General features: G+C 67.0%; 26 protein-coding genes. 10 read left to right on the forward strand and 16 right to left on the reverse strand.

The genetic code is table 11. The features are described 5' to 3' along the window. Nucleotides 1-36: 36 nt before the first annotated feature. Complete coding sequence (locus AC3WPZ_RS07985; protein WP_492439070.1) at nt 37-1,011, forward strand: GlxA family transcriptional regulator; 975 nt, start codon at nt 37-39, stop codon at nt 1,009-1,011. A gap of 36 nt (nt 1,012-1,047) precedes the next feature. Then, the gene (locus tag AC3WPZ_RS07990) at nt 1,048-1,554 is read left to right on the forward strand and encodes a GNAT family N-acetyltransferase (protein WP_492439072.1); all 507 of its coding nucleotides are present in this window, start codon (nt 1,048-1,050) and stop codon (nt 1,552-1,554) included. 16 nt (nt 1,555-1,570) lie between these two features. On the opposite strand, the gene AC3WPZ_RS07995 is transcribed toward AC3WPZ_RS07990, so the two are convergent. The 6 genes from AC3WPZ_RS07995 to AC3WPZ_RS08020 form a co-directional block, all read right to left on the reverse strand. Beyond that, complete coding sequence (locus AC3WPZ_RS07995) at nt 1,571-1,936, reverse strand: cupin domain-containing protein (protein ID WP_492439074.1); 366 nt, start codon at nt 1,934-1,936, stop codon at nt 1,571-1,573. Nucleotides 1,937-1,962: 26 nt separating this feature from the next. Then, a complete protein-coding gene (locus tag AC3WPZ_RS08000; RefSeq protein WP_382163754.1) occupies nt 1,963-2,880 on the reverse strand; it encodes a quinone oxidoreductase family protein in 918 nt (305 codons plus the stop codon). A 131-nt stretch (nt 2,881-3,011) separates the two neighbouring features. Then, the gene (locus AC3WPZ_RS08005) at nt 3,012-3,911 is read right to left on the reverse strand and encodes a beta-keto acid cleavage family enzyme (protein WP_492439076.1); all 900 of its coding nucleotides are present in this window, start codon (nt 3,909-3,911) and stop codon (nt 3,012-3,014) included. 11 nt (nt 3,912-3,922) lie between these two features. Next, nucleotides 3,923-4,684, reverse strand: coding sequence for an SDR family NAD(P)-dependent oxidoreductase (locus AC3WPZ_RS08010; RefSeq protein ID WP_492439078.1), 762 nt, complete (start codon nt 4,682-4,684; stop codon nt 3,923-3,925). Between the two features lie 18 nt (nt 4,685-4,702). Then, entirely contained in the window at nt 4,703-5,521 is an 819-nt protein-coding gene (locus AC3WPZ_RS08015; protein WP_382325875.1) for a dioxygenase family protein, read from the reverse strand. 47 nt (nt 5,522-5,568) lie between these two features. Next, nucleotides 5,569-5,724, reverse strand: coding sequence for a hypothetical protein (locus AC3WPZ_RS08020; protein ID WP_492439080.1), 156 nt, complete (start codon nt 5,722-5,724; stop codon nt 5,569-5,571). Between AC3WPZ_RS08020 and AC3WPZ_RS08025 the strand changes: the two genes are divergently transcribed. From AC3WPZ_RS08025 to AC3WPZ_RS08050, 6 genes are all read left to right on the forward strand, one after another. Beyond that, on the forward strand, nt 5,723-6,805 hold the full coding sequence (locus AC3WPZ_RS08025) for a LacI family DNA-binding transcriptional regulator (RefSeq protein ID WP_492439082.1): 1,083 nt from the start codon (nt 5,723-5,725) through the stop codon (nt 6,803-6,805). The two genes, AC3WPZ_RS08020 and AC3WPZ_RS08025, sit on opposite strands and share 2 nt — an antisense overlap. Before the next feature lie 25 nt (nt 6,806-6,830). Beyond that, the gene (locus AC3WPZ_RS08030; protein ID WP_492439084.1) at nt 6,831-8,252 is read left to right on the forward strand and encodes an amidohydrolase family protein; all 1,422 of its coding nucleotides are present in this window, start codon (nt 6,831-6,833) and stop codon (nt 8,250-8,252) included. After that, complete coding sequence (locus AC3WPZ_RS08035) at nt 8,249-9,238, forward strand: tripartite tricarboxylate transporter substrate binding protein (protein ID WP_492432827.1); 990 nt, start codon at nt 8,249-8,251, stop codon at nt 9,236-9,238. The genes AC3WPZ_RS08030 and AC3WPZ_RS08035 overlap by 4 nt, the downstream gene beginning before the upstream one ends. 62 nt (nt 9,239-9,300) lie before the next feature. Then, entirely contained in the window at nt 9,301-10,299 is a 999-nt protein-coding gene (locus AC3WPZ_RS08040; RefSeq protein WP_444688498.1) for a Bug family tripartite tricarboxylate transporter substrate binding protein, read from the forward strand. Nucleotides 10,300-10,397: 98 nt separating this feature from the next. Continuing rightward, complete coding sequence (locus AC3WPZ_RS08045) at nt 10,398-11,147, forward strand: sulfite exporter TauE/SafE family protein (protein WP_382161834.1); 750 nt, start codon at nt 10,398-10,400, stop codon at nt 11,145-11,147. A gap of 19 nt (nt 11,148-11,166) precedes the next feature. Continuing rightward, nucleotides 11,167-11,916 (forward strand): AAA family ATPase, encoded by a 750-nt coding sequence (locus AC3WPZ_RS08050; protein WP_444688497.1) that lies wholly within the window; start codon nt 11,167-11,169, stop codon nt 11,914-11,916. Nucleotides 11,917-13,352: 1,436 nt separating this feature from the next. On the opposite strand, the gene AC3WPZ_RS08055 is transcribed toward AC3WPZ_RS08050, so the two are convergent. After that, nucleotides 13,353-17,015: a hypothetical protein gene (locus tag AC3WPZ_RS08055; protein ID WP_492439086.1), complete on the reverse strand. Its 3,663-nt coding sequence runs from the start codon at nt 17,013-17,015 to the stop codon at nt 13,353-13,355. A gap of 241 nt (nt 17,016-17,256) precedes the next feature. Between AC3WPZ_RS08055 and AC3WPZ_RS08060 the strand changes: the two genes are divergently transcribed. Together AC3WPZ_RS08060 and AC3WPZ_RS08065 are read left to right on the forward strand one after the other, a co-directional pair. Then, nucleotides 17,257-17,886 (forward strand): GNAT family N-acetyltransferase, encoded by a 630-nt coding sequence (locus AC3WPZ_RS08060; protein ID WP_382323232.1) that lies wholly within the window; start codon nt 17,257-17,259, stop codon nt 17,884-17,886. 152 nt (nt 17,887-18,038) lie between these two features. Then, nucleotides 18,039-18,572 (forward strand): RNA polymerase sigma factor, encoded by a 534-nt coding sequence (locus AC3WPZ_RS08065; protein WP_382327411.1) that lies wholly within the window; start codon nt 18,039-18,041, stop codon nt 18,570-18,572. A 24-nt stretch (nt 18,573-18,596) separates the two neighbouring features. Here AC3WPZ_RS08065 and AC3WPZ_RS08070 read toward each other — a convergent pair whose 3' ends face one another. The 9 genes from AC3WPZ_RS08070 to AC3WPZ_RS08110 all read right to left on the reverse strand — a co-directional run bounded on the left by AC3WPZ_RS08070 (nt 18,597) and on the right by AC3WPZ_RS08110 (nt 26,157). Then, nucleotides 18,597-20,159, reverse strand: coding sequence for a methyl-accepting chemotaxis protein (locus AC3WPZ_RS08070; protein ID WP_492439088.1), 1,563 nt, complete (start codon nt 20,157-20,159; stop codon nt 18,597-18,599). 135 nt (nt 20,160-20,294) lie between these two features. Continuing rightward, nucleotides 20,295-21,062, reverse strand: coding sequence for a flagellar biosynthetic protein FliR (fliR, locus tag AC3WPZ_RS08075; RefSeq protein WP_291113517.1), 768 nt, complete (start codon nt 21,060-21,062; stop codon nt 20,295-20,297). A gap of 19 nt (nt 21,063-21,081) precedes the next feature. Beyond that, nucleotides 21,082-21,351: a flagellar biosynthesis protein FliQ gene (gene fliQ, locus AC3WPZ_RS08080; RefSeq protein ID WP_382323234.1), complete on the reverse strand. Its 270-nt coding sequence runs from the start codon at nt 21,349-21,351 to the stop codon at nt 21,082-21,084. 9 nt (nt 21,352-21,360) lie between these two features. Continuing rightward, nucleotides 21,361-22,137: a flagellar type III secretion system pore protein FliP gene (gene fliP / locus AC3WPZ_RS08085; protein ID WP_382323235.1), complete on the reverse strand. Its 777-nt coding sequence runs from the start codon at nt 22,135-22,137 to the stop codon at nt 21,361-21,363. Then, complete coding sequence (locus AC3WPZ_RS08090) at nt 22,124-22,489, reverse strand: FliO/MopB family protein (protein WP_382161807.1); 366 nt, start codon at nt 22,487-22,489, stop codon at nt 22,124-22,126. The genes fliP and AC3WPZ_RS08090 overlap by 14 nt, the downstream gene beginning before the upstream one ends. Nucleotides 22,490-22,619: 130 nt before the next feature. Further along, on the reverse strand, nt 22,620-23,039 hold the full coding sequence (gene fliN, locus AC3WPZ_RS08095) for a flagellar motor switch protein FliN (protein ID WP_382161804.1): 420 nt from the start codon (nt 23,037-23,039) through the stop codon (nt 22,620-22,622). Then, a complete protein-coding gene (gene fliM / locus AC3WPZ_RS08100) occupies nt 23,029-24,033 on the reverse strand; it encodes a flagellar motor switch protein FliM (RefSeq protein ID WP_382161801.1) in 1,005 nt (334 codons plus the stop codon). Before fliM ends, fliN begins: the two co-directional genes overlap by 11 nt. 15 nt (nt 24,034-24,048) lie before the next feature. Beyond that, nucleotides 24,049-24,621 (reverse strand): flagellar basal body-associated FliL family protein, encoded by a 573-nt coding sequence (locus tag AC3WPZ_RS08105; RefSeq protein ID WP_382327403.1) that lies wholly within the window; start codon nt 24,619-24,621, stop codon nt 24,049-24,051. A gap of 240 nt (nt 24,622-24,861) precedes the next feature. After that, nucleotides 24,862-26,157: a flagellar hook-length control protein FliK gene (locus AC3WPZ_RS08110; protein WP_492439090.1), complete on the reverse strand. Its 1,296-nt coding sequence runs from the start codon at nt 26,155-26,157 to the stop codon at nt 24,862-24,864. Nucleotides 26,158-26,190 lie beyond the last annotated feature (33 nt).

Here is a 26,190-nt window from a genome sequence, read left to right on the forward strand (position 1 = left end):
AGTGTCTGTTTCGACATCTTTCAAGCCATTCCTGCCATGCGTGATTTCACCGTTCTCGTGCTGCCCGGGGCCTGGGGGAGTGGGGTGGCCGTCACGCTGGACGTGTTGAGCGCGGCGGCGGCCATCGCGCCCCGGCTCGCCTTGCCGCAGCCCACCTGGCGCGTGTGCTCGCCCGACGGTGGCCCGGTGGCGCTCGGCCACGGCCTGCAATTGCAGACGCACGCCCTGCCGGCCCGAGCGGGTCGCGACAGCTCGACCTGGATCGTGCCTGGCCTGGGGGTGGACCAGGCCTCGGCGCTGGCCGACCGCCTGGCGCGCGACGACGCGCGGGCCGCCAGCGAGGGCCTGCGGCGGCACGCGGCGCGGGGCGGCGAGGTGGCCGCGTCCTGTTCCGCTGTGTTCCTGCTGCAGGCGGCGGGTCTGCTGGATGGCCGGCGGGCCACCACCTCGTGGTGGCTGGCGCCGCGCCTGCAAGGCCTGGCACCCCTGTGCCGTGTGGACGCGGACCGCATGGTCTGCGCCGACGGCCCCGTCACCACGGCCGGTGCCGCGCTGGCGCAGACCGACCTCATGCTCCACCTGCTGCGCACCCGCTTCGGCCCGGCGCTGGCGGACGCGGTGAGCCGCGTGCTGCTCATCGACGGCCGCCAGGCGCAGGCGCCCTTCGTGCTGCCTGCCATGCAGTCCAACGGCAACGAGCTGATCGGCCGCCTGACGCAACACATCGAATCCGCCTTGCCCCACCCGCCTGACGTGGCGGCGCTGGCCGAGGCCTTCGCCATGTCGCCGCGCACCCTGGCGCGGCACGTCAAAGCCGCCACCGGCCGGGGCGCGCTGGCGCTCGTGCAGAGCGTGCGGCTCAACCGCGCGCGCATGCTGATCGAGCGCAGCCGCCTGACGATCGAGCAGGTGGCGGCCCAGGTGGGCTACGAAGACGCGACCGCCCTGCGGCGCCTCATGCGAAAGTCGGCCGGGGCCTCGCCCAGCCGCTTCCGTTCGGGCCCGCATTGAACTCCCCCACACCCCCAACGCCACCTCACATCACGCATGCACATCCGCCGCCTCACCCCCCAAGACGCGAGCCCGTTTCGCGCGTTGCGCCTGTCCGCCTTGCAGGAGGAACCCACCGCGTTTGGTTCCAGCCATGAGGAAGAGGTGGTTTTCCCTCCCGAAACGACGGCGGCCCGCCTCGCGGTGCATCCCGACCAGGGCGCGTTCGGCGCCTTCGAGGGAGACCGGTTGATCGGCATCGTGACGCTGCGGCGCGAAGACAAGCGCAAGCTGCGGCACAAGGGGATGATCTATGGCCTGTACGTGGCGCCCGAGGCGCGGGGCAAGGGCGTGGGCCGTGGATTGCTCGTGCAGGCGCTCGCGCTGGCCGGGTCGGTGCCCGACCTGCTTCAGGTGAACCTGAGCGTCAATGCCGGCAACATGGCCGCCATCGCCTTGTACGAATCCCTGGGCTTCCAGACCTTCGGCCGTGAACCCGCCGCCCTGCGGATCGACGGCGTGTTGCACGACGAACTGCACATGTTCTGGCGTCCCGCCCACTGAGAGGGCGGCAGGGGTTTCATGCCGGGGAGGCCGGTGGCGCGTTGGCCATCACCAGCAGCACCATGGCCGGCCGGTTGCTCTCGTTGATGAGCTGGCGCGCCTCGCCCGGGGCGAAGCGGCAGGAGTCGAGGGCGCGCAGCGTGGCGCGCTGCGGCACGCCGTCCACCGCGCCCACCAGGGTGACCTCGCCTTCGACGACGAAGTAGAGCTTTTCGATCGGCGACGGGTCCAGCGTGGTGTGGCCGTCGGGCAGCAGCTGGCTCATGCCCATCCACATCTGGGTGGACGGGCCCGCCTCCTTGCCCTGCAGGCGCAGGCAGCGCATGTCGAAGTGGTTGGGCGCCTCGTAGGTGGGCGCCTCGTCGAAGCGGGTGACGTGCATGGCGGCGGCTCCTCGCGGGTGGGCGTTCAGGGGCGCAGCACGACCCGGTCCGTGCTGCCACCGAGCACGGCGCGGTAGGCCTCGGCCGCATCGGCCAGGTCGTAGGCGCGGGCGATGGGGAAGGGCTTGAGCGTGCCGCGTTCGAAGCCTTCGCGCATGGCGTCGAGCTGGGCGGTGGAGGTGGCGCAGTCCATGGCGAGCGAGTCGATGCCCACGTAGGTGTGCATGCCCCGGTAGAACGCGAAGATGTCGAAGGGCACGGCGCGGTCGTGCGTGGCGATGAAGATCTGCGTCGCGCCCTTGGCCATGGCCTTGTTGGCGGCGTCGAAGTAGGCACTGCCCACGGTGTTGAACACGGTGTCGGCGCCGCGTCCCTGGGTGAGGTCGCGGGCGGTGGCGGCCACGTCGACCGCTGTGGCGTCGATCACGTCCACCGGTGCGCAGCTGAAGCCGGCGAACGGGCCGGGGCCACGCTGCACGGCGATCACGCGCGCGCCGGCCTGCGTGGCCAGCTGCACCGCGGCCTGGCCGACCTTGCCGTTGGCGCCCATCACCATCACGGTCTGGCCGGCGCGGGGCATGCCGCTGCGGCGAAAGCCCTCGTAGGCGGTGACGAAGGGCACGCCGACCGCGCCGGCCTCTTCCATCGAGAGGTTGGCCGGCATGGCGCGCAGCGCGGCCAGCGGCAGTTCGAGGTAACGCGCGTGCGAGCCGTCGCGCGTGATGCCGACATCGCCGCCCGAGCCATAGACCTGGCGGCCGATCCATTCGGTGGGGCCTTCGACCACGGTGCCCGCGAAGTCGCGGCCCGGGGTGCGCGGCCACACGGCCTGCGGCATGATGCCCAGGCTGGCCTTGGCGTCGCTGGGGTTGACGGCCGCCGCGCCCACGCGCACCAGCGCGTGGCCCGGCGCGGGCACGCGCTGGGGACTGTCCACCAGCATCAGGCGCAGGGTGTCGATGCTGTCGGCCTTCTGCAGCAGGCGCAGGGCCTGGCCGGTGCCGGTGGATGGGCGTGGTGGCGCGATGCCGGTGTCTTCGTGGATGCGTGCGGTCAAGAGCGTTCTCCCTTTCCTTATCGTGGGGGCAGGCCGAGCATCGCGCGCGCCTCGCGCGCGCTGGCCATGCTGCCGCCCATGCTTTGAATGATGTCCCGCGCGCGGGCGACGAGCTGGGCGTTGCTCTCGGCGAGCACGCCCTTGTCGAGGTAGATGTTGTCTTCCATGCCCACGCGCACGTGCCCGCCCGCGAGCCAGGCCTGGGCGACGAAGGGGAACTCCATGCGGCCGATGCCGAAGGCTGTCCAGACCGCGCCGGGCGGCAGCATGTCGCGCGCGTAGAGCACGGTGGCGGGCGAGGGCGCGAAGCCGTACTTCACGCCGAGCACGAAGGTCCACATGCCGGGGCCTTCCAGGCTGCCGTCGGCGATCAGGTCGAGCGCGAGGTGGATGTCGCCCGAATCGAAGATCTCCAGCTCGGGCTTGACGCCGGCGGCGCGGATGGTGGCGGCCATGCGGCGCACGTTGCGCGGCGTGTTGATGACCACGTCCGGCCCCGAGTTCATGGTGTTGAAGTCGAGCGAGCACACGTCGGGCTTGATCAGCGCGATGTGCTCCACCCGCTGGTCCGGCGGCAGCAGCGTGGTGCCGGGCGCGAACACCTTGGGGTCGTCCTCGCTCGGCACGAAGCGCCCGCCCGGGCCGGTGGTGAGGTTGATGATGAGTTCGCGGTTCTCGCGCCGGATGCGGTCCACCACCTCGCGGTAGAGCTCCACCTCCATCGACGGCTTGCCGGTGTGGGGGTCGCGCACGTGAATGTGCACCTGGCCGGCACCGGCCTCGGCGGCGGCCAGGCATTCGCGGGCGATCTGCTCGGGCGTGACGGGCAGGTGCGGCGTCTGCTCGGGTTTGACCAGGTTGCCCGTGACGGCGCAGGTGATCAGGGTCTTCTGGGACAGCGGGTTGAAGAGGCTCATGGGCGCGGGATTCAGAGGTGGCGGCCGCCATCGACCACGATGCGCGTGCCGGTGACGAAGCGCAGGGTGGTGGCGAGGGCCTCGATGGTCGCGGCCACGTCGTCCGGCTGGCCGACGCGGCCCAGCGGCGTGGTGGCGGCGGTCTTGGTGTTGAACTCCGCGCCCCGGCCCGGCACGAAGGTGGACTCCACCGCGCCGGGCGAGACGGAGACCACGCGCACCGCGGGCGCCAGCGCCTTGGCCAGCGCGTCGCCCACCACGTCCAGGCCGGCCTTGGCCGCCACATAGGCGAGGTTGCTGCCCACGCCGGTGAAGCCCGCGATGGACGAGACGTTGACGATCAGGCCGTCGCCGCTGGCCTTGAGCAGCGGCGCGAAGGCGCGGATGGTGGCGAACACGCCGCGGAAGTTGGCCTGCATCAGCCGGTCGATCAGCTCGTCGTCGAGCGCGTCGAGGTCGGCGGCGGGCACGGGCTTGGTGAAGCCGGCGCTGTTGACGAGGATGTCGCAGCGCTGCCATTGCCGCGCCACCTGCTCGGCGGCGGCCTGGAGCGAGGCGCTGTCGACGATGTCGGCGCGCACCGCGCCATGCGCCTGCGCGCCGGGCAGGCTGGCGGCCCGCTCGGCGGCGGCCGCGCCGTCGCCCCGGTGCAGCAGCACGCAGGCGGCACCGAGCGCGGCCAGGCGGCGCGCCGTGGCCAGGCCGATGGCGCCGGTGCCGCCGGCAATGACGGCCACCTTGCCGTCGAGTCGTGTCTGGGGTTCAAAAGCCATGGGTACTTGGAGGGAAGGTCAGGGAATCGGGGCCTTGGGGAACACGGTCTCGCCGGGCTCCAGCGTGAAGTCCTGCTGCAGCCGGGCCTGGGCGCCATCGGCATCGAGCTCGAAGCGGCCCACCAGGGAGCGCGTGACGCCGAACACCGGGTCGCTGTCGAGGTTCTCGTCGGTGTCGGCGAACACCTGGGACACGCGCACCTTGAAGCCCGGCTGGCTGATCATGAAGTGCAGGTGGGCCGGGCGGTTGGGGTGGCGCCGCTGGGCGCGCAGCAGTTCGCCGCAGGGGCCGTCGGTGGGCACCGGGTAGCCCGCGGGCACCACGCTGCGCAGGAAGTAGGCACCCTGTGCGTCGGTGGTGAAGCGCCCGCGCAGGTTCATGTCGGGCTGGCTGTCGTCCTGGTTTTCGTACAGGCCCACGGGCGAGGCCTGCCACACGTCCACCACCGCGCCGGCCACCGGCCGGCCCTGCGGGTCGCGCACCGTGCCACGCACCTCCAGCGGCACGCCGGGGGTGCCGGCGCGCGCGATGGATTCACCGGGCTCGCACAGCGGCGCGCGCTCACGCCAGAAGGGGCCGAGCAGCGCGGCGGGCGATTCGCCGCCGGCACTGCCCGGGTTGTTGAGCAGGGCCACCAGGGTGGACACGCCCAGCAGGTCGGCCGCCAGCACCACCTCGTTCTTCTTCGGGCCGGTGGCCTGGCCGATGCCGACCAGGAAACCGATCGCGCGCTCGAATTCGGCTTCGGTCAGGCGCACTTCTTGCGCGAAGGCATGCAGGTGGCGCGTCAACGCGGCCATCACTTCGCGCAGGCGGGGGTCGGGCGTGCGCTCCATGGCGGTCAGCGCCACGGCCAGCACGGACTCGGGGGTGGAGATCAGGTTCACGGCGGTTTCTCGGAAAGCGGGAAAGGCGAGTTTTCTTGCAAACGTTTGCTTATTGTCGCTCCCCAAGGTGGGGCGAGGCATAGGGTTTGCACCAAATTATCTCTGTTGAGGTTTTGAAAGAATCCCGCCAGAATGATGGCAAACGTTTGCATGAAAATCTTCAAAGTGACCGAAACCCCCCGTTCCCCCTCCGCCACGGAGCCCGCTGGCCCCGTCACCATCCGCGACGTCGCCCGGGTCGCCGGCGTGCACCTGTCCACCGTCTCGCGCGCGCTCGATCCGCGCCGGCGCGCCGCCGTCAGCGCCGAGGTGCTCGAGGCCGTCGAGCAGGCCGCGCGCCGCCTGGGCTACCGGCCCAACCGCGCGGCCTCGGCCCTGCGCACCGGCCGCACCCACACCATCGGCGTGCTGGTGCCCGACATCACCAACCCGGTGTTCCCGCCCATCCTGCAGGGCATCGAAGCCTGCGCGGCCGCGCGCGGCTGGTTCGTGATGGTGGCCAACGTGGCCGCCAGCGCGCTGGCCCGGCCCACGGTCGAGCGCATGCTGGCCCAGCAGGTCGACGGCATCGTGCTCGCCATCGCCTCGCGCGAAGACCCGCTGGTGGACTTCATCGTCGGCGCCGGCCTGCACGCCGTCATGGTCAACCGCGCCGACGAGTCCGGGCGCCTGCCCTCGGTGGTGAGCGACGACCGGCTGGCCATGAAGCTCGCGGTGGACCACGTGGTGCGCACCGGTTGCGAGCGCATCGCCCACCTGGCCGGCCCGCAGAGCCTGCCCACCGGCCTGGGCCGTCTGCAGGGCTTCGAGCAGGCGCTGCGCGACCGCGGCCTGCGCAGCGCGGGCGTGGTGGCCTGCGAGTCCTACAGCCGCGAGGCCGGCCGCCTGGCCATGACCCAGCTGCTCGCGCAGAGCGCGAAGCCGCCCGAGGCCGTGGTCTGCTCGAACGACCTGGTGGCGCTGGGCGCCTACGACGCGCTGCAGGCCGCCGGCCTGCGCGTGCCGACCGACGTGGCCGTCACCGGCCACAACGACATGCCGCTGGTCGACATGGTCAACCCCTCGCTCACCACCATCCGGCTGCCGCACCGCGAACTTGGCTGGCGCGCCGCGCAGCTGCTGTTCGACGGGCTGGACGGGCGGCAGATGTCGCCCGCCACCGTCGTGCTGCGGCCCGAGCTGGTCGTGCGCAACTCCACCCGCCCCGTCCCGCCGACGGATTCCCCGGCCTGATGTCCTTTCTCACCCCACGAACCCCATGACCCGCCTCCTCATCAAGAACACCTGCATCCTTTCCATGGACCCCGCCGTGGGCGACTTCGACGACGCCGACATCCTGATCGAGAACGACAGGATCGTGGCCGTCGGCCCGAACCTGCAGGTCGATGGCGCCGAAGTCGTCGACGGCAAGGGCCGCATCGTCACGCCCGGCATGGTCAACGCGCACATCCACACCTGGGAATTCCAGCTGCGCGGCATCGGCTCCGATTGGGTCGGCAGCCGCGACTACCACGCCAACATGCACCAGAACCTCGCCACCAAATACGGTGTGCGCGACGTCTACCTGGGCAACCTGCTGGGCTCGCTGAACCAGCTGCGCAACGGCACCACCACCATCGTCGACTGGTGCCACATCCTGCGCGACGCGGAGATGACCGACGTGGCCATCGACGCGCTGGAAGAGTCCGGCATCCGCGCCGTGTTCGCGCGCGGCACGGTGAAACCGCCCGAGCGCCCGGGCGAGGTGCCGTACCACAAGAAGCCTTTCCCGCGCGAAGAGATCCACCGCCTGCGCACCGGGCGCCTCTCGAGCGACGACCGCCTGGTCACCCTGGCCATGGCCATCCTCGGGCCCGACTGGGGCGAGTACGACGTGGCCGCGCACGACATCCGCCTGGCGCGCGAGTACGGCCTCATCAACTCCGCCCACACGTACGGCCGCAAAGGCAAGCGCGTGGTGGAAGACGGTTACCCGCGCCTGGCCAAAGAAGGCCTGCTCGGGCCCGACCACAACATCGGGCACGGCAACTGCTTCGACGACGAGGAACTCAAGATCGTGCTCGACGCGGGCTGCACCATCACCGCCACCAACCTCACCGAGATGCTGAACTACGAGCAGCCCGCGATGCTCGGGCGCCTCGTCAAGCACGGCGCCATGCCCTCGATCGGCACCGACTGCGACCCCTACTTCAACAGCTCCATGCTCGCGGTGATGCGCCACGCCTTCCTGCACCAGCGCGAGCTGGACAACCGCAGCCTGTGGCACGAAGGCAAGTGGCCCGCGAAGACGCAGCACTCCACGCTCACGCGCGACGCCCTCTACTGGGCCACCATGGGTGGCGCCAAGGCCTTCGGCCTGGACAAGAAGACCGGATCCATCACGCCGGGCAAGCAGGCCGATCTCATCATGTTCGATGCGCGCGGCATGAACATCTTCCCCGCGCTGCCCGGTGGCAACCCGGCGCACATCGTGGTGATGTACGCGGAAACCTCGGACATCGAGAACGTTCTGGTGGCAGGCCAATTCGCCAAGCGCGGCGGCAAGCTCACCTTCGACGAAGCGAAGCTGCAGAAGCTCAACGAAGAGCTCATGGCCTCGCGCATGCGCATGTTCGGGGAGGGCAACTACCAATCACGGCCCGTCGAGCGCGGACCCCAACCGGAGAGGTTCTTCTTATGAAACGCCACACCTTCACCGCCGCACTGCTCACCTGGGCAACGCTGGGCCTCTTCGGCGCCGCGGCGCACGCCCAGGGCAACGCGCCCGCCTGGCCCACCAAGCCGGTGCGCATCATCCACGGCTTCACCTCGGGTGGGCCGGTGGACAACCTCGCGCGCCTGATCGCCGCGCAGTTCGCCGAGAAATTCGGCCAGCAGGCCGTGGTGGAAGGCAAGCCCGGCGCCGGGGGCACCATCGGCGCCAACTACGTGGCCAAGGCCGAGCCCGATGGCTACACGCTGTTCCTCATGGCCTCGGGCCACTCCGCCGCGCCGGGGCTCTACAAATCGCTGCCGTTCGACCCGGTGAACGACTTCACCATGGTCTCCATGGTGGCGCGCAGCCCGTTCGCCATCATCGCCAACCCCAACGCCTCGTTCAAGACGGTGCAGGAACTGGTGCAGCAGGCCAAGGCCCAGCCCGGCAAGATCGACTACGGCACCGGCGGGCAGGGCAGCGGTATGCACCTGGCGGCCGTGCTCTTCCAGTCGCGCGCGGACGTGAAGCTCACCCACGTGCCCTACAAGGGCGGCAGCGCGCCGGCGCTGGCCGTGATCGCGGGCGAAGTGCCGTTGCTTTTCACCTCGCTGGCGGGCATGGCGGCCCACATCGAGAACGGCAAGGTCAAGCCGCTCGCGGTCACCTCGAAGAACCGCTTCGCGCTGTTCCCCAACATCCCCAGCGTGGCCGAGACCCTGCTGCCCGACTTCGACGTGAGCGCCTGGTACGCGCTGGCTGGCCCCAAGGGCCTGCCACCGGCCATCGTCGCGCAGCTCAACGAAATGGTGCAGAGCACGCTGGCGCGCCCCAACATCGTTGAAACCCTCCGCCTCCAGGCCTCCGACGCCTGGGCCACCTCGCCCCGCGAGGCGCAGGCCTTCCTGGCCACCGACGTGGCGCGCTGGACCAAGGTCATCAAGGACGAAAAGATCGAAGTGCAGAACTGAACCCCACCCGCCGCAAGCCTCCGCGAGTGAGGCAACGGCGTCCCACCCCTGGAGACAACCGCATGAAATCCCCCCGCCTCGGCCGCCGTGGCCTGCTCGCCGCCCTCTGCTCGGGCCTGCTCGCCACCTTCTCCACCGGCATCGCGCACGCGCAGGCGGCCGACTGGCCGCGCCAGCCGATCAAGCTGCTGCTCGGCTTCACGCCCGGTGGCGGCGTGGACGCCACCGCCCGGCTCGTGGCCCAGCAGCTGGCCGAAGCACTGGGCAGCCCGGTGGTGGTGGAAAACCGGCCCGGCGCGGGCGGCACCCTGGCGGCCAACGCCGTGGCCAAGGCCGAACCCGACGGCCACACGCTGTTCCTCATGGCCTCGGGGCACAGCATCTCGCCCGCGCTCTATAAGTCGCTGCCCTACGACTCGGTGAACGACTTCACCATGGTCACCATGACCACGCGCTTTCCCTTCGGCGTGGCCGTGGGCGCGAGCTCGCCCATCCGCAACATGGGCGAACTCATGAAACAGGCCAAGGACAAACCCGGCACCCTCTCGATGGGCCATGCCGGCGTGGGCACCGGCATGCACCTGGCCAGCGTGCTGCTGCAAAGCCGCGAGCACGTGAAGTTCATCGACGTGGCCTACAAGGGCGGCAACCTCGCGCCCACCGCCGTGGCCGGCGGTGAGATCCAGGCCGTGCTCGACAACCTCGCCAGCATGGAGCCGCTCGTCAACGGCAACCGCCTGCGCCTGCTCGCCGTCACCGGCACGCAGCGCTGGCCCACCTACCCCGACGTGCCCACCCTGGCCGAAACCGTCTCGCCCGGCTTCGACGTGACCGGCTGGACCGCGCTGGCCGGGCCGAGGAACCTGCCCGCGCCGGTGGTGGCACGCCTCTCGCGCGAGATGACCAGGATCATGGCCAAGCCCGAGGTCATCGAGCGCCTGCGCAAGCTCGGCCTGGGCGCCACCAGCACCGAGCCGGCCGAAGCGCAGAAGGTGCTGGCCACCGAAGTGGCGCGCTGGCAGAAGCTCGTGCAAGACGAGAAGATCGAAACCCAGAACTGAAGACCCAAGGCCCTGCCGCCCCGGCGGTGCGGCCATGGCAAGATCGAAGGGGGCCCACCCGGTGGTGGGCCCCCCTTCTTTTTTGAGGAGATGGGAACGTGACGACCCCAGAAATCGCCCTGCTCGTGCTGGGCGCGGCCGTGGCCGGCTTCGTGCAAGGCCTCTCGGGCTTTGCCTTCGGCATGGTCGCCATGTCCTTCTGGGTCTGGGGCATCGATCCGCGCGTGGCCGCCGTCATGGCCGTGTTCGGCTCGCTCACCGGCCAGATCGTGGCCGCGGTCACCAGCCGGCGCGCCTTCCGGCTGCAGGTGCTCGCCCCGTTCCTCGCCGGTGGCGTGCTCGGCATTCCCATGGGCATCGCCGTGCTGCCGCACCTCAACCCCGACCTGTTCCGCCTGGTGCTCGGCGGCGTGCTCGTGATCTGGTGCCCCATCATGCTGATGTCATCGCACCTGCCCAAGGTCTCGCGCGGCGGGCGCGTGGCCGATGGCGTGGCCGGCCTCGCGGGCGGCTTCATGGGCGGCATCGGCGGCTTCACCGGCGTGGTGCCCACGCTGTGGTGCACGCTGCGCGGCATGGAGAAAGACACGCAGCGCGCCATCATCCAGAACTTCAACCTCGCGGCCCTGGCCTTCACCATGCTCGGCTACGTGATCGCGGGCGCCGTCACGCGCGACATGTGGCCTCTGCTGCCCATCGTCGCGGTGGCGCTGCTCGTGCCCGTGCTGCTGGGCTCGCGCCTGTACGTGGGCTTGAGCGAGGCCGCGTTCCGCAAGCTCGTGCTGTCCTTGCTCAGTCTGTCGGGTGTGGCCATGCTCGTGGCCGCCGTGCCGCGCCTGCTGGCCTGAACCTGAAACCCGGCCCGCCATGATCTCGTCCCAGTTCCTGCAGCGCATGAGCCTGCGCCGAGACACCGTCGACAGCTTCGAGCGCTATCCCTTCAACCTGCCCGCCGTGCGCACGCTCGACCGGTTGGACTTCCACCCCAAGGTCACCTTCTTCATCGGCGAGAACGGCTCCGGCAAATCCACCCTGCTCGAAGCCATCGCCGTCGCCCTCGGCTTCAACGCCGAGGGCGGCAGCAAGAACTTCCGATTCAGCACGCGCCGCTCGCACTCGGTGCTGCACGAGCACCTGCGCATCGCCAAGGGATTCAAGCGGCCGCGCACCGGCTTCTTCCTGAGGGCAGAGAGCTTCTTCAACGTGGCCACCGAGATCGAGCAACTCGACGCCGAGCCCGGCCTGGGTGCGCCGGTCATTCAGTCCTATGGCGGACATTCGCTGCACGAGCAGTCGCACGGCGAATCGTTTCTGACGCTGCTGATGGAGCGCTTCCACGGCCAGGGCCTGTACATCCTCGACGAACCCGAGGCCGCGCTCTCGCCGCAGCGGCAACTGGCCGTGCTCGCGCGCATTCACGACCTGGTGAACGAAGGCTCGCAATTCGTCATCGCCACACACTCGCCGCTGCTCATGGCCTACCCGGACGCCTGCATCTACCAGTGCGGCGCCGACGGCGTGGCGCCGGTGGCCTACGGCGACACGGAACACGTGCGCGTCACGCGGGACTTTCTGGCCGATCCGCAACGCATGTTGCGCGGGTTGCTGGAGCGGTAGGCGAATCGCATCGGTTCACCAGCGTCAGGGCATCTTGCTGGCTGGCGGTGGACTTCCGGGGCGGGTTGTTTGCGTCGGCGAACGCGGCTCGACGTGTTCAAAAAGAGTCTTGGAAATGACAGATTTTGGGGATGGAGGAGGGGCCTGTTGTCGTGGTAGAGCGCGCGCCTTCAACCGAGCGATGGAAGGTGCGAACTTAACGCGACACCCCCTCACTTAATGCCCACCTTCGGCGAGTACGAAGAGCGGGAAGAACGCCATCAACCTCCTCATTGAGTCTCCTAAATGAATTCATTCCCCATACCGCATGAACAACATCAGCTGCTTGCACTCGCGAACATTCTTGTTCAGCTCCCCCAGCAAGACGCTCCAGTCTTCGGGGCCGATGGTCTCAAAGAATTGATCCAGCAAAAAAAACTGGCTGAGCTGGCGGAGTTTCAAACTTTCGCATACGAGCACGTGTCGGAACTTTGTCTCGAGATGGTCGAACAGCACCCCGATGAAGTGACCGTGTTGCTCTGGGACAAGGAGCTGGCCGAGGAGTGCAAGGAGTTGCTGTGCGACGCGGCACTGTACGGAATTGTCATGACAGACACCCAGGCGGAAGCACTGGCACGAGCCATCCTCAACGCCGGTCACGAGTTGGATGTGAACAACGCGGAATGGCCCCCTTGTGTGCACAAGCTGCTGCAAGAGCGGGCAGCGTCCTTCAGCCTCTATTGGGATTCCAAACGCGAGAAGTTCAAGGATGCCCCATCCAAGGGGGGGCTGACGGTTTTCCCCTCATCGGGCAGACCTTTTCTGTCGTTGAGCGACAAAAAGTCCACCGAGAACTTGACCGGGCAACTCGGCGAAAACGGAAAAAAGTTGGAGGGTCGGCATCTCGCGGAAGCGATCAAGGATGGTCGCACGGTCATCCTGGACCAGATCAACCAGCGCGTCGCGCCGCTTGATCACGCCACGTTGGAAAACCGTTGCCAGATGGCCAGGCGCGTGCGCAATGAGCAGGCCGTGCAGTGCGCGCCGGATCAATTGGGTGCATTGCTTGCACAGCTGGCCAGTTTGGTGGCACCCGGAAAGAACCGCTCCTTTGCGTTGAGTTTCAGCCCCGAGGGCGCATTCAACGATGTCCACCACATGACGGTTTTTCTGGAGAAGAGCTTGGAAAAGGGCGTTATGGCCCTCAAGGTGTCCCTCTATGACCCTGAGTTGTCGGGCGACACCTCCCACCTCCGAGTGCTGCCGGAACACTTGGTCCAGCTGTCGTTCCACGACTTCGATCTCCGACACGCCTTCCACCCTGGAACGGTGGATATCCTGAACTTGATGCTGGACGATGCCCGATTGGCCAGGAGCCTGACGGAAAAATTTCAGTTCGTTCCGGAGAATTCAAAAGTGCTGGTCAGCAGCGTTCTGAACGCCCTGGCCTACGGCAATCAGTATGGTTTGGACATCGCGGCCAACCGACTTGCGATGCAGCATCCACTCAACACACCAATCAAAGACCTGAATGACCGCTCAAAGGAACTGGGGCAGGCATTGCGCATGGGGGTAGCCGCATTGTCCATCGAGGGCACGCCTTCTACTGGCAATCTGTCTTGTGATGGCTCCCCTGCCATGCGTTCATCGAGGTTCCTTCTCCGGTGAATCTCTTTCACCATGCTTGAGCGGTTCATCGTGCTTGGGAGGTTCTCAGAGTTCCGCCTTTTTTTCTCCTGGACCACGACAGGCTTGAATCGGATTTCGACTGCAGCGTCCCTCTCTTCCTCGTCGCGTTTGAGCAAAGCGAGTGTGTGGGACGGAATGACCATTGAACGTCTGCGCTCTTTGGGGAGTGGTTCGGTGTATTTTGAGTCGTTGTGATCTATGTCGGAGGTGTTCGCCTCATCATCGTGTGTGGACTGGTCTTCCAGATGGTCGCTGACGGAGGCCGGGTTTTTCTCATGTGCCTTCGCGAACTGAACCAATGTGTCAATGAATTCGGTTGAATTTCTGGTCTGCGCCAGCTGCTGAATTCGGGCCTTCGCCAGCTGTTGAAAGGTTCTCATGTCGTCGATTGTCTTGAGGCGATTCGACAGTGCCCAGGTGAGGGCAACCCGGAGAAAGAGAAGCGGACCCTCGCCCTGGTTCCTCGGGTGGGCCATGGCCGCTGGGGTGTGCTGCCTGACCATCTTTTCAAGATATTCGAGAGAAGGCTTGGCGCCGCGGCGCCAGGCAGCGAGCATGCGGGCGGCTTTTTTCATTTCCGCCACAGTGGCATTGCGCGGAGCCACGCCGCCCGTCAACGCCCTGAAATCTGCTCTCCAGTCTTGTTCTGATCGCCATGTCACTACGGTCCTCGGCCAGAGCAAGGACAAGGGCTGATGCCAGCGGTTCAGACCGATGCTCAATTGTTCCTGAAGTGCTTCAAGGCAGTTGGGGCCGAAATGTCGAGACCTGTCGCTCAATTTCTTTCTGACGTTCTTGTTCATCAACCAGTCGGGCGCGTCGGAGAGGCGGCATTTGCCGGCAATCACATCCTGGGCGTACAGGTCCCACCGTTCTGGGCGCTCGGTGGTCTTGACGAAAATCATTGAGGACGAAGCGCCCGATAGTTCGGCGGCGCCGGGGTGGTCCAGATTGATCAGGCCCAGAATGTGACCTCTCAAAGTTCCGTGCTGGATTTCCGCATGCAGTTTCTGGCCCAATGCGATGGCCAGGGCGTTGCCGATGTCTTCGTTCGAGGCTTCCGATTCGAAATTCAGGATGGCCTGGCGAATCAGGACAGCCTGCTCTGGCGAGCTCCCGGAGAGCATCAACGCGGTTTCAAGGGTGGCCTTGATCTGGTCGTCGAGGCCCCCTTTCCTCATTTTCTGGACGACCGCCATCAGCTTCTTGCCGTTGCTGGTTTCCATGGCCCTGACGAAAGCCTTGAGGTGTGGCCGAGTGGCGGTTTCTCGCACCTTCTTGATGTGTCGGGTCAAGTGGGCATGTTCGTCCGTCTCTTCCTTGAATCGGCAACTGGCAATCGTGCTGGCGTTGTTGTCAGTCATGACGGCCACCAGCGTCCTGGCGCTCAGCGCGGTGACGTCCTTCTTGTTTTCAAGTGCTGCTTCAATATCTTTTGCCTTAGCCGATAGCTTCCATGGTTTGCTATTCCACAAGAACTTGATCGGGTTGTTCCTGACCAGTTCTTTGTTGGCATGCAGGTCCTCGATCAAGGAAATCAATTTCTTGACGTTCTCGCTTTTGCCGTAGCGCATCTCAAGAAATGACCTGGCAGTGGCTTTGATCTCCTCCTTGTTGGCCTTACTGAAGAAGTTGTAGAAAAAGCCCCCGGGAATGGTGCCGGAGACTTCCGCAATGGCCTTTTCGATTGTGTTGCGAAGCAACTTCTCCTCCAGCGTGTTCCCCGGAGGCCGCGCTGCGGGCGCTTGTGTCGTTTTTGGCGCCGTTTCCTGAGTGGGGCTGGATGCTGATGCTTTTGCGCGGCCTGAGGTGGTCTCATCGCTCGGCTTCTCGGTGTTGCCCCACGCAACCGTTTTGGCTCCTGCCGCTTTTTTCCTGGCCTCAACCTTGTCTTTCAGGCAGTGCCCTTCGATCTGCTCTCGCACGTCGCTGCTGTTGATCAAGTGCCTGCAGAATTCTTCATCGGTGGCAGAAAGGCACGCCTCGATCAGCGAGTGCAGCAGGGACAGCTGTTTCTCCCGATGGCCATCCGCTTTTGTGAAGTCGCTCTCGAATGCCTCCAGCAGCTCGGGACGACCCATGGCATTCACGAGCTCTCGGATGCTATCCAGATCGGCCACCAGGGCTTCGATGTCCTGTGAGATCGTTGGGTTGATGGCACGAGCGGCATCTTCCGCCGACGCATGTTGTGCAATCTTGAATGAATTGCTGACCACCATCTCCCACTGCCTGGCCACGCGGTTGTAATGCGCTTGCGCAAACGCCTTGCCGGCATAGATGATCAGGACGACCGCGGTGATGCCCCCGGTGACGGCCCCTGTGGCAACGCCTGTGGCGAGGCCGATGGACTTGATCACGATGCCGCTGACCGCATTGGCGCCCCGGGTGAACCCTCCGAACAGGGCGGCTGTATTGGACTTGATCTTGTTGCGAAACGCCTCTAGGAGGTTGACCAGAATTTCCTTACCTGGCTTGCCCTGCAAGGTTTGCACGGCTTGCTCCAACTTGGCCTTGACCGTTTTGAGGGATGCCCGTGTTTCGAAAAAGCGCCACAGTTCGAGGGGTGCACGGATGAGGCTGGCCACATTGGTCACCAGACCCAGGCCCAGACCGGCGTCCGTCAAGCTCTGCTGTGCGGCGAAGTTGGCCTCCTGCTTGCTGAACACGTCGTGAAGCTCTGCCCTGGTGGCCTCATCCAGTTGGAGTTGGGGTGTCTTGGCCAAGAATGCGTTCAAATCATCCAGGCTGTGGATCCCCACCGCTTCAACGCCAGCAGGATTGGCGCCCAACAAATCGGCCGCCAATTTGCCCATGACGCGGATCTCGACCGCATTGACCAGCTTGGCGATGGTCGTGGCCGCTCCTTGGAGCGATTGGACCGCATCGGCCTGGATCTGGGTGATGACCTCCTTCAGTTCGGGCTGGCCGAGGGCATCTCTGATTTTCAATCCACATTCGGCCTTGAGCTGCTCCAGCTTCCAGGGGTCCATGTGGCGGTCGGTCAATGCGTTCGCCAGCTTTTCCAAGCTGGCCGTAAAGGTATCTCGCCCCCATACCAACCGCTGGATGCCAGCGCTGGCGGTCACGCCGTCAATCAGTGCAAGAAAGGCCACACCGGTCGAAAACGTGGTGGTTGCACACTCCTTGGCGATGGCATCTTCGATGCCGGTAGAGCCCGTGTTCAAGGCCACGCCTCCCGCCCATACCGCGAGATAGTGGGGGCTCGATATCAAGGTGTTGACGGCTGCGGGATATGCGTTCCTGCGTTGCCATCTCTGGAGCAGGAACAGGGCCCCCTCGTCGAGGCCTTCTTCGACACACACCTCCGCGAGCTCATGGGCGTCCCGTTGCGACTCCGACTCCTTCTTCTCGTCATCCAGCCAAGACACGTCCGACGCCACAAAACTGGAATTGATCGCAAAACTGCTCACCGGATCACCTCGTGGGGTTTGTGGAGGAAGCTGTCTGGTGAGTGACCCGGTTCATGGCCCGGTTCGCCTTCCTAGGGCAAGCCCTAATGCCGGCGCCCGACGGTGGTGACACTTGCTCTGCTGCAACTGGTTCGCCATTCCCGTCGAAACCGGTTGCCTCCCTGTCGTTTGGTGGCTTGCGGCGCACAAGGCCTTGAGCAGACGCTAACGTCGCTGCCCAGTTTTGGAGGGGCCATCAGCAATGATCGACATGGAAAGCGCGCAGGGCACGCTGCGCGAGGCGGCGTGCACGCGGCCGATGCAGGCCGCGACAGCCGGCCTGGACATCCGGCCTCTCATGCGCACTCACGCCGGGCGCTGGTTTGCCGCTGTCGATCGATCCAGGGCGGACATTCTGCGGTGGGAGGAATGGCCCGACGCGATCCGGTCCGAAGAGGACGCCCATGTGCTTCTTCAAAAACTGGAGTCGGAATGGACATCCGGCCGCACTTTTTCCTGCGGAATCTTCACTGAGGAAGGCGCGGTGATCGGCGGTGTGACCGTGTCCAACATCCTGTGGGACTGTCGGTGCGCCGATCTGGGCTATTGGGTGGAGCCCCGTTATCGCGGCAAGGGTGTTTCGGCGTGGGCCGCGCGCTACCTGATCGATTTTTGCTTCCGCGTCCTGCGGCTGCAGCGGCTGGCGCTGGTCATCCGGGTGGACAACGTCGCGAGCCAGCGGGTGGCGGAGAAGCTCGGCGCGCAGTTCGAGGGTGTGGCCAGAAAGCGCATCGTTCACGACCAGCGGGCGCTCGACGCCAAGGTCTACGCGATCACCCAGAACGGTGACCCGTCCGCAGGGTCTGTTTCCACTGGTTACGCCGGTTGTTAAAAATCTCGACCAAGCGGTCGGGTTCGCGGTTCGAGGGAGGCTTCAAGCGCCTTGATCGTGGTTCTTCCCTGTCCGTTCCTTCCATTCCTTGAGCGTCGGGTCGCGTCCTAAAGTGCAGCGAAGTTTGTAGCAACGCCCCGAGAGGAGAGACCGTGGAAGTCAATCGAGCAGAGGAAGGCGACGGCACCTTTTCGGACTTGCACGCCCAGTTGGCCACGCTGGCATTGCGCACCGATGGCAAGCTCAGAAGCTTCCTGCGGCGGTTTGAACGCGATCCCCAACTGGTCGACGATCTGGTCCAGGACGTGTATGTGGAAGTGTTGAAATCGCTGCGGAACTTCGGCGGGCGATCGTGTCTGGAGTCCTGGATCTTTGGCGTCGCGCAGAATGTCGGCCGACAACACGTGGCCAAGGCCGTCGCTCATCGCGCGCGCTTCGTGGACATGGAAGACGGGCCCGCCGACACGCGCGGCGCCCCCGATGTCCTTCACATCGTTTCCCTGCAGCAGCGGCTGCGGCTTGTCGATCAGAAGATGCGCGCCATGCCCGAGGCCCTGTCGTCGACGTTCGAGGCCTACATCGAAGAGGGCCTGACCTACGAGCAGGCGGCCAAGTCGCTCAGCATCCCGATCGGCACGGTCCGCTCCCGCATCTTCCGTGTGCGGGAACTGGTGCAGGACTGCTGAGCGCCCGAAAGACCGTGGCGGTGGTCACGCCGCGAGCGGCATGCCCAGGCGCGGATCGCGGTTGAGTTTGAAGACGGCAACGGCTTGCACCAGCTGCAGGGCCTGATGTTTCAGGCTGTCTGCGGCGGCGGCGCTTTCTTCCACCAGCGCGGCGTTCTGCTGCGTCACGCGGTCCATCTGGCTGATGGTTTCGCCCACCTGGCCCACGCCCGCGCTCTGTTCGCTGGTGGCGCTGCTGATCTCGCCCACCAGGTCGGAGACGCGGCGGATCGCCTCGACCACGCCTTGCATGGTGACGCCGGCCTGGTCGGCCAGCAGCGTGCCGCTGGCCACGCGTTCCACGCTGGCGTCGATCAGGCCCTTGATCTCCTTGGCCGCCTGGGCGCTGCGCTGCGCGAGGTTGCGCACTTCACCGGCCACCACCGCAAAGCCACGGCCCTGTTCCCCGGCCCGCGCGGCTTCCACCGCCGCGTTCAGCGCCAGGATGTTGGTCTGGAACGCGATGCCGTCGATCACACCGATGATGTCCGCGATGCGCCTGGAGCTGTCGTTGATGCCTCGCATGGTTTCCACGACCTTGCCCACCACGTCGCCGCCTTCGGCCGCGACCTGAGAGGCGGTTTTCGCCAGTTCGTTGGCCTTGCCGGCGTGGTCGGCGGTCTGGCGCACGGTGGTGCCCAGTTCTTCCATCGACGCAGCGGTTTCTTCCAGCGCGGCGGCCTGCTCTTCGGTGCGGGTGGAGAGGTCGGTGTTGCCCTGGGCGATCTGCACGCTCGCATCCGACACCAGCGCGGCGTTGTCCTGCACGTGGCTCACGGTGTCGCTGATGCGTTTCTGCATGGTGCGCATGGCGCCCAGCAGCTGGCGGGTGTCGTCGTTGCCCACCAGCGCGATCGGGCGGGTGAGGTCGCCTTCGGCCAGGTGGCCGGCGGCGGCCACGGCCTGGTCCATGGCAATGGCCATGAGGCGGGCGACCCAGAGCGCGCCCAGCACCAGCAGCACGGTGGCCACCAGCACCGCGATGGCGATGGTCCAGAGCGATTGCGCGACGCTGGCGGCCGCGGCCTCGGAAATCGTGGCACCGTCCTCCTCGATCATCCCGGAGAGTTTCTCCAGCTGGTCTTCGAGTTGGGCGAAGGCCTGGTTCAGCGCCGGCAACTGGGCTTCGGCCTGGGCCACGCCCTGGGCGGCGCCGCCGATGACGGCCTGCGCGGCCTGGGTGTATTGCCGCACCACGGGCAGGGTGGCGTCCAGCGCCTTGCGGGCCTCGGGGTCGATGCCGGAGGCGGCGATTTTCTTCAGGGCCTCGTCCAGCGTGGCCACGTGGTCGTCGAGATCCTTGCGCGCGGCGGTCACGGTGGCCGTGTCGTTCTTCATCACCGCCAGCAGCGCGCGCTGCGCGTCGCCACGCAGGGCGTCGTGCATCATGTCCGCGCTCAGGGAGGCCTGCAGGGCCTGGCTGGAGAGTGCGGAGGCCTCGACCTTGGCGGCCATGGATGAGACGGCGAGCAGGCCGATGCCGCCCGCGGCAGACACCAAAGCGGCGCCAGCCAGGCCAAGACAGAGGATCTGGGTGCGAAGTTTCATGAAGTCTCCGGAAGAGATGCGGATGGCGCGGCGAAGGTGCCGCTGATCCCTGAGGCCTGTTTCGACGCGCCCCCGCGCTTGTGTAGCGCGGCCGGACAGGCGGTTGGCGTGGTGGAACCAAGCACCGCCGCCGCCTCAACCGCCGGTGAAGATTTCGGTGGCCAGCTTCATGAGCGCGGCCACCGGCGTGTCCAGCATGGGCAGGGTGAAGGCGATGCCCACCAGGCCGGCCGAGAGGGTGAGCGGGAAACCGATGGCGAAGGCGTTCATCTGCGGCGCGATGCGCGAGATGAAGCCGAGCACGATGTTGATGAACAGCAGCATGCCGATCATGGGCAGGGCGATCCACAGGCCGTAGCGGAACACCACCGAACCCAGCTCGTGCAACTGCATGCGGTTGATCGATTCGAAGGCGCTGCCGCTGAGCGGAAAGGTGTTGAAGCTGGCCACGACGGCCTGCAGCAGCATGAGGTGGCCGCCCATCACCACAAACAGCAGCATGGTGGTGTTGCCGAAGAAGCGGCCCACGGCGCTGGACTGCGAGTTGGTGGATGGATCGAAGAAACCGGCGAAGTTCAGGCCCATCTGCAGGCCGATGAGTTCACCGGCGAGCTCGACGGAGGCGAACACGATGCGCACCGCCAGACCGATGGCGATGCCCACGATCACCTGCTGCATCACGACGGCGAAGGCGCCCGCGTCGGTGAGGCCGATCACGGGTTGCTCGGGCAGGCCGGCCTGGGCGCACACCGCCACCAGGAAGGCCAGGCCCACACGGGTGCGCATGGGCACCGAGCGCGAGGAGAAGATGGGCGCGCTGGAGAAGACGGCCAGGATGCGCAGGAAGGGCCAGAACACCGGCGAGACCAGCGCCATGATCTGCGCTTCGGTGAACGTGGGCATGCGACGGCCGATCGCGAGATCAGATGGCGAAGTTGGGGATCGACAGGATCGTGCTGCGGATGAACTCGACCATGGTGGTCATCATCCACGGGCCCGCGATGGCGAACACCGCGATGGCCGCGATCAGCTTGGGCACGAAGGCCAGCGTGGCTTCGTTGATCTGCGTGATGGCCTGGAACAGGCTGACCAGCAGGCCCACCCCGAGCACCGTGGCGAGCACCGGCGCGGCGACCATGAGCAGCATGAAGAGGGCGTTCTGCCCCATCGTGAGGGCGGCTTGGGGATCCATGGTGTTCCTCTAGGTGGAGAACGAGGCGGCGAGGGAGCCGAGCAGCAGGTTCCAGCCATCGGCCAGCACGAACAGCATGAGCTTGAACGGCAGGGCCACCAGCACGGGCGAGAGCATCATCATGCCCAGCGACATCAGCACGCTGGCGACGACCATGTCGATCACCAGGAAGGGGATGAAGATCATGAAGCCGATCTGGAACGCGGTCTTGAGCTCGCTGGTGACGAAGGCCGGCACCAGCACGCGGAAGGGGGCGTTCTGCGCGGTCACGTCGTTGGGCAGCTTGGCCAGCTTGGCGAAGAGTTCGAAGTCGGACTGGCGCGTCTGCTTGAGCATGAACTCGCGCATGGGGGCCTGGCCGCGTTCGAGCGCCTGGTCGAAGGTGATGGCGTTGCGCGAATAGGGTTCGTAGGCGTCGGCGTACACGCGGTCCAGCGTGGGGCCCATCACGAACAGCGTGAGGAACAACGAGAGGCCGACGATCACCTGGTTGGGCGGGGCCGACTGCGTGCCCAGGGCCTGGCGCAGCAGCGAGAGCACGATCACGATGCGGGTGAAGCCCGTCATGAGCAGCAGCACGGCCGGCAGAAAGGACAGCGCGGTGAAGAACAGCAGGGTCTGGATCGGCACCGAGTAGCTGGTGCCGCCCGCGCCCTGGCCGATCATCAGCGGCAGCGTGGGGCCGGCGGGTGCGGCGGGCGCGCCCTGGGCCCAGGCCGCGCCGGTGGCGAAGAGGGCGAGCGCGGCCAGCAGCAGGCCGGTGCGCAAGGGTTCAACGCGGCGCATGGGGGCCTTTGAGGGGTTGGGTCAGCTGGGCCAAGCGCGCGGCGAAGCCGGAGGCGGGCGTGACGATGGGGGAGGCCGGGTCGACCAGATCGGCCGGCAGGGCCATCTGGTGCAGGGCATTCACGCTGCCGGCGGACACGCCGAGCACCAGGCACACGCGGTCTTCGCCCTGGCCGATCTGCACCGTCACCACGCGCTGCTGCGGGCCCAGCGAGAGGGTGGAGAGCACCTGCATGGGCGGGCCGCTGTGGCCCACGGCGCCGGGCAGGCGGCGGCGCGCCCACTTCAGGGCGAAGGCCAGGCCCACCATGAGGGCGAGCAGAAGCAGCGCGGGCATCGCGTTTTGCAGCATGAGGGGCTCGATCGGAGAAGAGGTTTTTAGTCCAGGGATGCCGAGGAACCGGCTTTGCCGGGCCTCTGGCGTCGCCCCCCTGCCAAGGGGGTGGCGCCGAAGGCGACGCGGGGGGTGACATGACCCATGGTCATGTCCTGCTCACCCTGCGCATGCGTTCGGACGGCGTCACGATGTCCGTGAGGCGGATGCCGAACTTGTCGTTCACCACCACCACCTCGCCCTGGGCGATCAGGTAGCCGTTGATCAGCACGTCCATGGGTTCGCCGGCCAATGCGTCGAGTTCGACGATGGAGCCCTGCGCGAGCTGCAGGATGTACTTGATCGGCACCCGGGTGCGGCCCAGTTCCACCGACAGCTGGACGGGGATGTCCAGCACCATCTGGATGTCCTGCATCGGGCTCGTGCCCGAGGCCACGGGGGCGGTGCTGGCCTCGAACTCGGGCGCGCCGTCGGCGACCGTTTCGGTGGTGGCGGCCTGTTCTTCCAGGGCCTGGGCCCATTCGTCGGCAACAGCGTCGTTCATGGTGTTGGTGCTCTCAGTTGACATAGGAATCTCCCAACCAATGCAAATCGGTGCCACGCAGGTTGCGCTCGACGCGCAGGGCGTACTTGCCCTTGTGGGTGCCGTACTGGCATTCAAAGACGGGCACGCCGTCCACGTGGGCCTTGATCGAAGGGTGGCGATCGAGTTCGATGAAGTCGCCGATCTGCATGGCCAGCAGCTGTTCCACCGTGGCGTCGGTCTGGGCCAGCTCGGCGACCATGGTCACCTCGGCGGCCTGGATCTCGTGGCTCAGCAGCTTGACCCAGCGGCGGTCGACCTCGATGGCGTCGCCCTGCACGCTGGAATACAGCACGTCGCGGATCGGTTCCAGCGTGGCGTAGGGAATGCAGATGTGCAGCGAACCCGCGATGTCGCCGATCTCCAGCGTGAAGCTGGTGGAGACCACGATTTCGCTCGGGGTGGCGATGGTGGCGAACTGGGGCTGCATCTCCGAGCGCTGGTAGGCCAGCTCGATCGGGTAGACGCCGCGCCAGGCCTTCTTGTATTCCTCGGCCACCACCTCCACCAGGCGGTTGATCACGCGCTGCTCGGTGGGCGAGAAGTCGCGGCCCTCGATGCGGGTGTGGAACTTGCCATTGCCGCCGAAGAGGCTGTCAATCACGCCGAACAGCAGCGTGGGCTCGCAGACCACCAGGCCGTTGCCGCGCAGCGGGCGGATGGCCATGATGTTGAAGTTGGTCGGCACCACCAGTTCCCGCAGGAAGGCGCTGTACTTCTGCACCTGCACCGCGCCCACCGAAATCTCGGGGCTGCGGCGGATGAAGTTGAACAGGCCCAGGCGCAGGTTGCGCGAGAAGCGCTCGTTGACGATCTCCATGGTGGGCATGCGCCCACGCACGATGCGCTCCTGGCTCGAGAGGCTGTAGTCGCGCACACCGCCGGTGGGCACTTCCTCTTTCGCGAGTTTCTGGCTCTCGCCGGTGACGCCTTCGAGAAGGGCGTCGATCTCTTCCTGGGACAGAAACGAATCGGCCATGGCGTGTCGTCCTGCTTATTGAACGATGAAGCTGGAGAACAGCACGGCCTGCACGGGGTTGGCGGCGGCCTTCGATTTCTTCTTGCGCGTCGCCTCTTCGCCCTCGGTGGACACGGCGTAGCCCATCTCCTTCGAAATCGTCGCGATGATGTCGCTGGCGAGCTTTTCCTTGCCCTTGAGCGCCAGCATCTCGTCGGCGGTGCGCTGCGAGATCAGCACCAGCACCTGGCTGCGGATGCTGGGCAGGTAGGCCTTGACGGCGGTCTCGGTGGCGGCGTCCTGCAGCTGCAGCGTCAGGCCGAGCTGAATGAAGCGGTTGCCGCCGGGGTCGGCCAGGTTGATGACCATGTTCTCCAGCGGCAGGAAGACCGGCGCGGTCTTGGGGTTCTTGGCGGCCTGTTCGACGGGGGCATGCCCATCGTCCTCGTAGTCGTCTTCGGCGGTGTTCTTCTTGAGGATGAACAGCGCGGCGGCGGCGCCGATCAGCGCGAGCACGACCACGCCGAGCACGATGAACAGCAGTTTCTTGCTCTTCTTCTTGGGCGCTTCGGGGGCGGCAGCGGTGGCGGTGGCGGCGGCAGCGGACATGTTCTTCCTTCAAGGTGGCCCACCGGCCATACCGGGTGGGGTTGAAAGAATTATTGGGCGCCACTCCCTCCGCCGTTCGCCAGATAAGCACCGGAAAAGGGGTTTATTCAGTCGCTAGGTGGCAAGGTGTGCCGCATTGCACAAACGCCGCCAGGGCACCCGCGGAACCGGCTTTGCCGGGCCGCCAGGTGCGCCCCCTTGAGGGGGAGACGCCGCAGGCGGCGCAGGGGTGCTTCCGAATCAGGCGAACACGTCCAGGGGACGGCTGCCGTCGGTGCGCGGGGCCAGCACCGGCCGCGCGGCCGGTTCGGCCGCCTGGCTGGCGCGGCCCAGGGCCTCGGTGCTCAGGCCGGCCGGGCGGGGCTGGTACGAACCATCGCCCTGCGCCTGGCCCTGCGAGCCCACGGACACGCCGCCGAGCTGGATGCCGCTGCGCTGCAGCAGGTCGGCCAGCGATTCGCCGGCGCTTTCGCGCAGGGTGGCGCGCGCCTCGGCGTTGTCGGTCTGGAAGGCGACCTGCACCTCCTGGCCCTTCACGGCGAGCTGGATGTCGATGGCGTCGGCGCCTTCGCCGCCCACGCGCAGGCTGGCGTGGCGCATGTGCTGGGTGCCCCAGTGGCTCACGGTCGGGGCTTCGGCGTCGGCGCGGGCGTCGGCCGGGTTGCGGCCGTCGCCGTTGCCCTGGTCGGTGAAGGACTGGGAAGCGGCGTCGCTGTTGCCGCCGCCGCTGCTGTCGCCGGGGGCGGTGCCGCTCGCGGCGGTCAGGCTGCCGTCCAGCGCCGGGCCGGTGGCCGTGGCGCCGGCGGCGGGGCCGCTCAGGGCGAACTCGCGCGGGTTGGTGGGGCCGGCGCCCACTTCCGTGCCGGCCGAGGCCACGCCCAGGCGCTCGTTGAGGGCGACGGTGGCGCGCACCTGCGCGAACTGGGCGCTCTGCTGTTGTTGCAGGGCTTCGGTGCTGGAGACCGCGCCGCGCTGCCAGACCATGGCGGGAGCGCCGCCTGGCTGGGCGGTGCTGTCCCCGGCGCGCTGGGCGGCGGCGGTGGCGGCCGCTGTGGCGGGGGCCGCGGCGTTGGGGTTGAGCGGGCTGAAGGCCGGGCGCGAGGCGGCGGCGGCGCGCGCTTGCGCGGCCGCGTTGGGCAGGGCGGGCGCGGCTTCGTCCACGCGGGTCATGCCGCTGACGTCGATGCCACCCTCGCGGGCGGCGCCTTCGGCCTTGCCCGGGGAGGCCGTGGCCGCCGCGCCTGTGCCGGTGGTGGACGCGGTGTTGCCGGGCAGGCCCCAGGCGAGCAGGGCGGCCAGGGGGTTGTCGTCGGTCGGGTCGTCGGCCTCGGCCTGCGCGTCGTTGGCGGCTTCGCCGTCGGGCAGGGTGTTGCTGGCCGCGGTCTGGTGCGTGTCGCTCACCAGGCTCAGCAGGCTGGCGAACAGGTCCTCGGCCGGCTTGTCGGCGTTGGCGCGCGCGTTGCCACCTGGCTGGGCCGGCTTGGACGCGGCTTCGGCGGGCTTGGGCGCTTGGGTGCTGGCGTGCGTGGTGGTCATGGTGTCGGCGTCGGGCTGGGGGTCGTCGGGGGC

The sequence above is a fragment of the Hydrogenophaga sp. FW305-3-2-15-A-LB1 genome (genome assembly GCF_058787875.1).

Bases quoted from the DNA above. Each gene is read 5' to 3' on its own strand.
- AC3WPZ_RS07985 (WP_492439070.1), top strand. From the start codon at position 37: ATGCGTGATTTCACCGTTCTCGTGCTGCCCGGGGCCTGGGGGAGTGGG.
- AC3WPZ_RS07990 (WP_492439072.1), top strand. From the start codon at position 1,048: ATGCACATCCGCCGCCTCACCCCCCAAGACGCGAGCCCGTTTCGCGCG.
- AC3WPZ_RS07995 (WP_492439074.1), bottom strand. From the start codon at position 1,936: ATGCACGTCACCCGCTTCGACGAGGCGCCCACCTACGAGGCGCCCAAC.
- AC3WPZ_RS08000 (WP_382163754.1), bottom strand. From the start codon at position 2,880: ATGCTGGTGGACAGTCCCCAGCGCGTGCCCGCGCCGGGCCACGCGCTG.
- AC3WPZ_RS08005 (WP_492439076.1), bottom strand. From the start codon at position 3,911: ATGAGCCTCTTCAACCCGCTGTCCCAGAAGACCCTGATCACCTGCGCC.
- AC3WPZ_RS08010 (WP_492439078.1), bottom strand. From the start codon at position 4,684: ATGGCTTTTGAACCCCAGACACGACTCGACGGCAAGGTGGCCGTCATT.
- AC3WPZ_RS08015 (WP_382325875.1), bottom strand. From the start codon at position 5,521: ATGGAGCGCACGCCCGACCCCCGCCTGCGCGAAGTGATGGCCGCGTTG.
- AC3WPZ_RS08025 (WP_492439082.1), top strand. From the start codon at position 5,723: ATGAAAATCTTCAAAGTGACCGAAACCCCCCGTTCCCCCTCCGCCACG.
- AC3WPZ_RS08020 (WP_492439080.1), bottom strand. From the start codon at position 5,724: ATGCAAACGTTTGCCATCATTCTGGCGGGATTCTTTCAAAACCTCAAC.
- AC3WPZ_RS08030 (WP_492439084.1), top strand. From the start codon at position 6,831: ATGACCCGCCTCCTCATCAAGAACACCTGCATCCTTTCCATGGACCCC.
- AC3WPZ_RS08035 (WP_492432827.1), top strand. From the start codon at position 8,249: ATGAAACGCCACACCTTCACCGCCGCACTGCTCACCTGGGCAACGCTG.
- AC3WPZ_RS08040 (WP_444688498.1), top strand. From the start codon at position 9,301: ATGAAATCCCCCCGCCTCGGCCGCCGTGGCCTGCTCGCCGCCCTCTGC.
- AC3WPZ_RS08050 (WP_444688497.1), top strand. From the start codon at position 11,167: ATGATCTCGTCCCAGTTCCTGCAGCGCATGAGCCTGCGCCGAGACACC.
- AC3WPZ_RS08060 (WP_382323232.1), top strand. From the start codon at position 17,257: ATGATCGACATGGAAAGCGCGCAGGGCACGCTGCGCGAGGCGGCGTGC.
- AC3WPZ_RS08070 (WP_492439088.1), bottom strand. From the start codon at position 20,159: ATGAAACTTCGCACCCAGATCCTCTGTCTTGGCCTGGCTGGCGCCGCT.
- fliR (WP_291113517.1), bottom strand. From the start codon at position 21,062: ATGCCCACGTTCACCGAAGCGCAGATCATGGCGCTGGTCTCGCCGGTG.
- fliQ (WP_382323234.1), bottom strand. From the start codon at position 21,351: ATGGATCCCCAAGCCGCCCTCACGATGGGGCAGAACGCCCTCTTCATG.
- fliP (WP_382323235.1), bottom strand. From the start codon at position 22,137: ATGCGCCGCGTTGAACCCTTGCGCACCGGCCTGCTGCTGGCCGCGCTC.
- AC3WPZ_RS08090 (WP_382161807.1), bottom strand. From the start codon at position 22,489: ATGCTGCAAAACGCGATGCCCGCGCTGCTTCTGCTCGCCCTCATGGTG.
- fliN (WP_382161804.1), bottom strand. From the start codon at position 23,039: ATGTCAACTGAGAGCACCAACACCATGAACGACGCTGTTGCCGACGAA.
- fliM (WP_382161801.1), bottom strand. From the start codon at position 24,033: ATGGCCGATTCGTTTCTGTCCCAGGAAGAGATCGACGCCCTTCTCGAA.
- AC3WPZ_RS08105 (WP_382327403.1), bottom strand. From the start codon at position 24,621: ATGTCCGCTGCCGCCGCCACCGCCACCGCTGCCGCCCCCGAAGCGCCC.
- AC3WPZ_RS08110 (WP_492439090.1), bottom strand. From the start codon at position 26,157: ATGACCACCACGCACGCCAGCACCCAAGCGCCCAAGCCCGCCGAAGCC.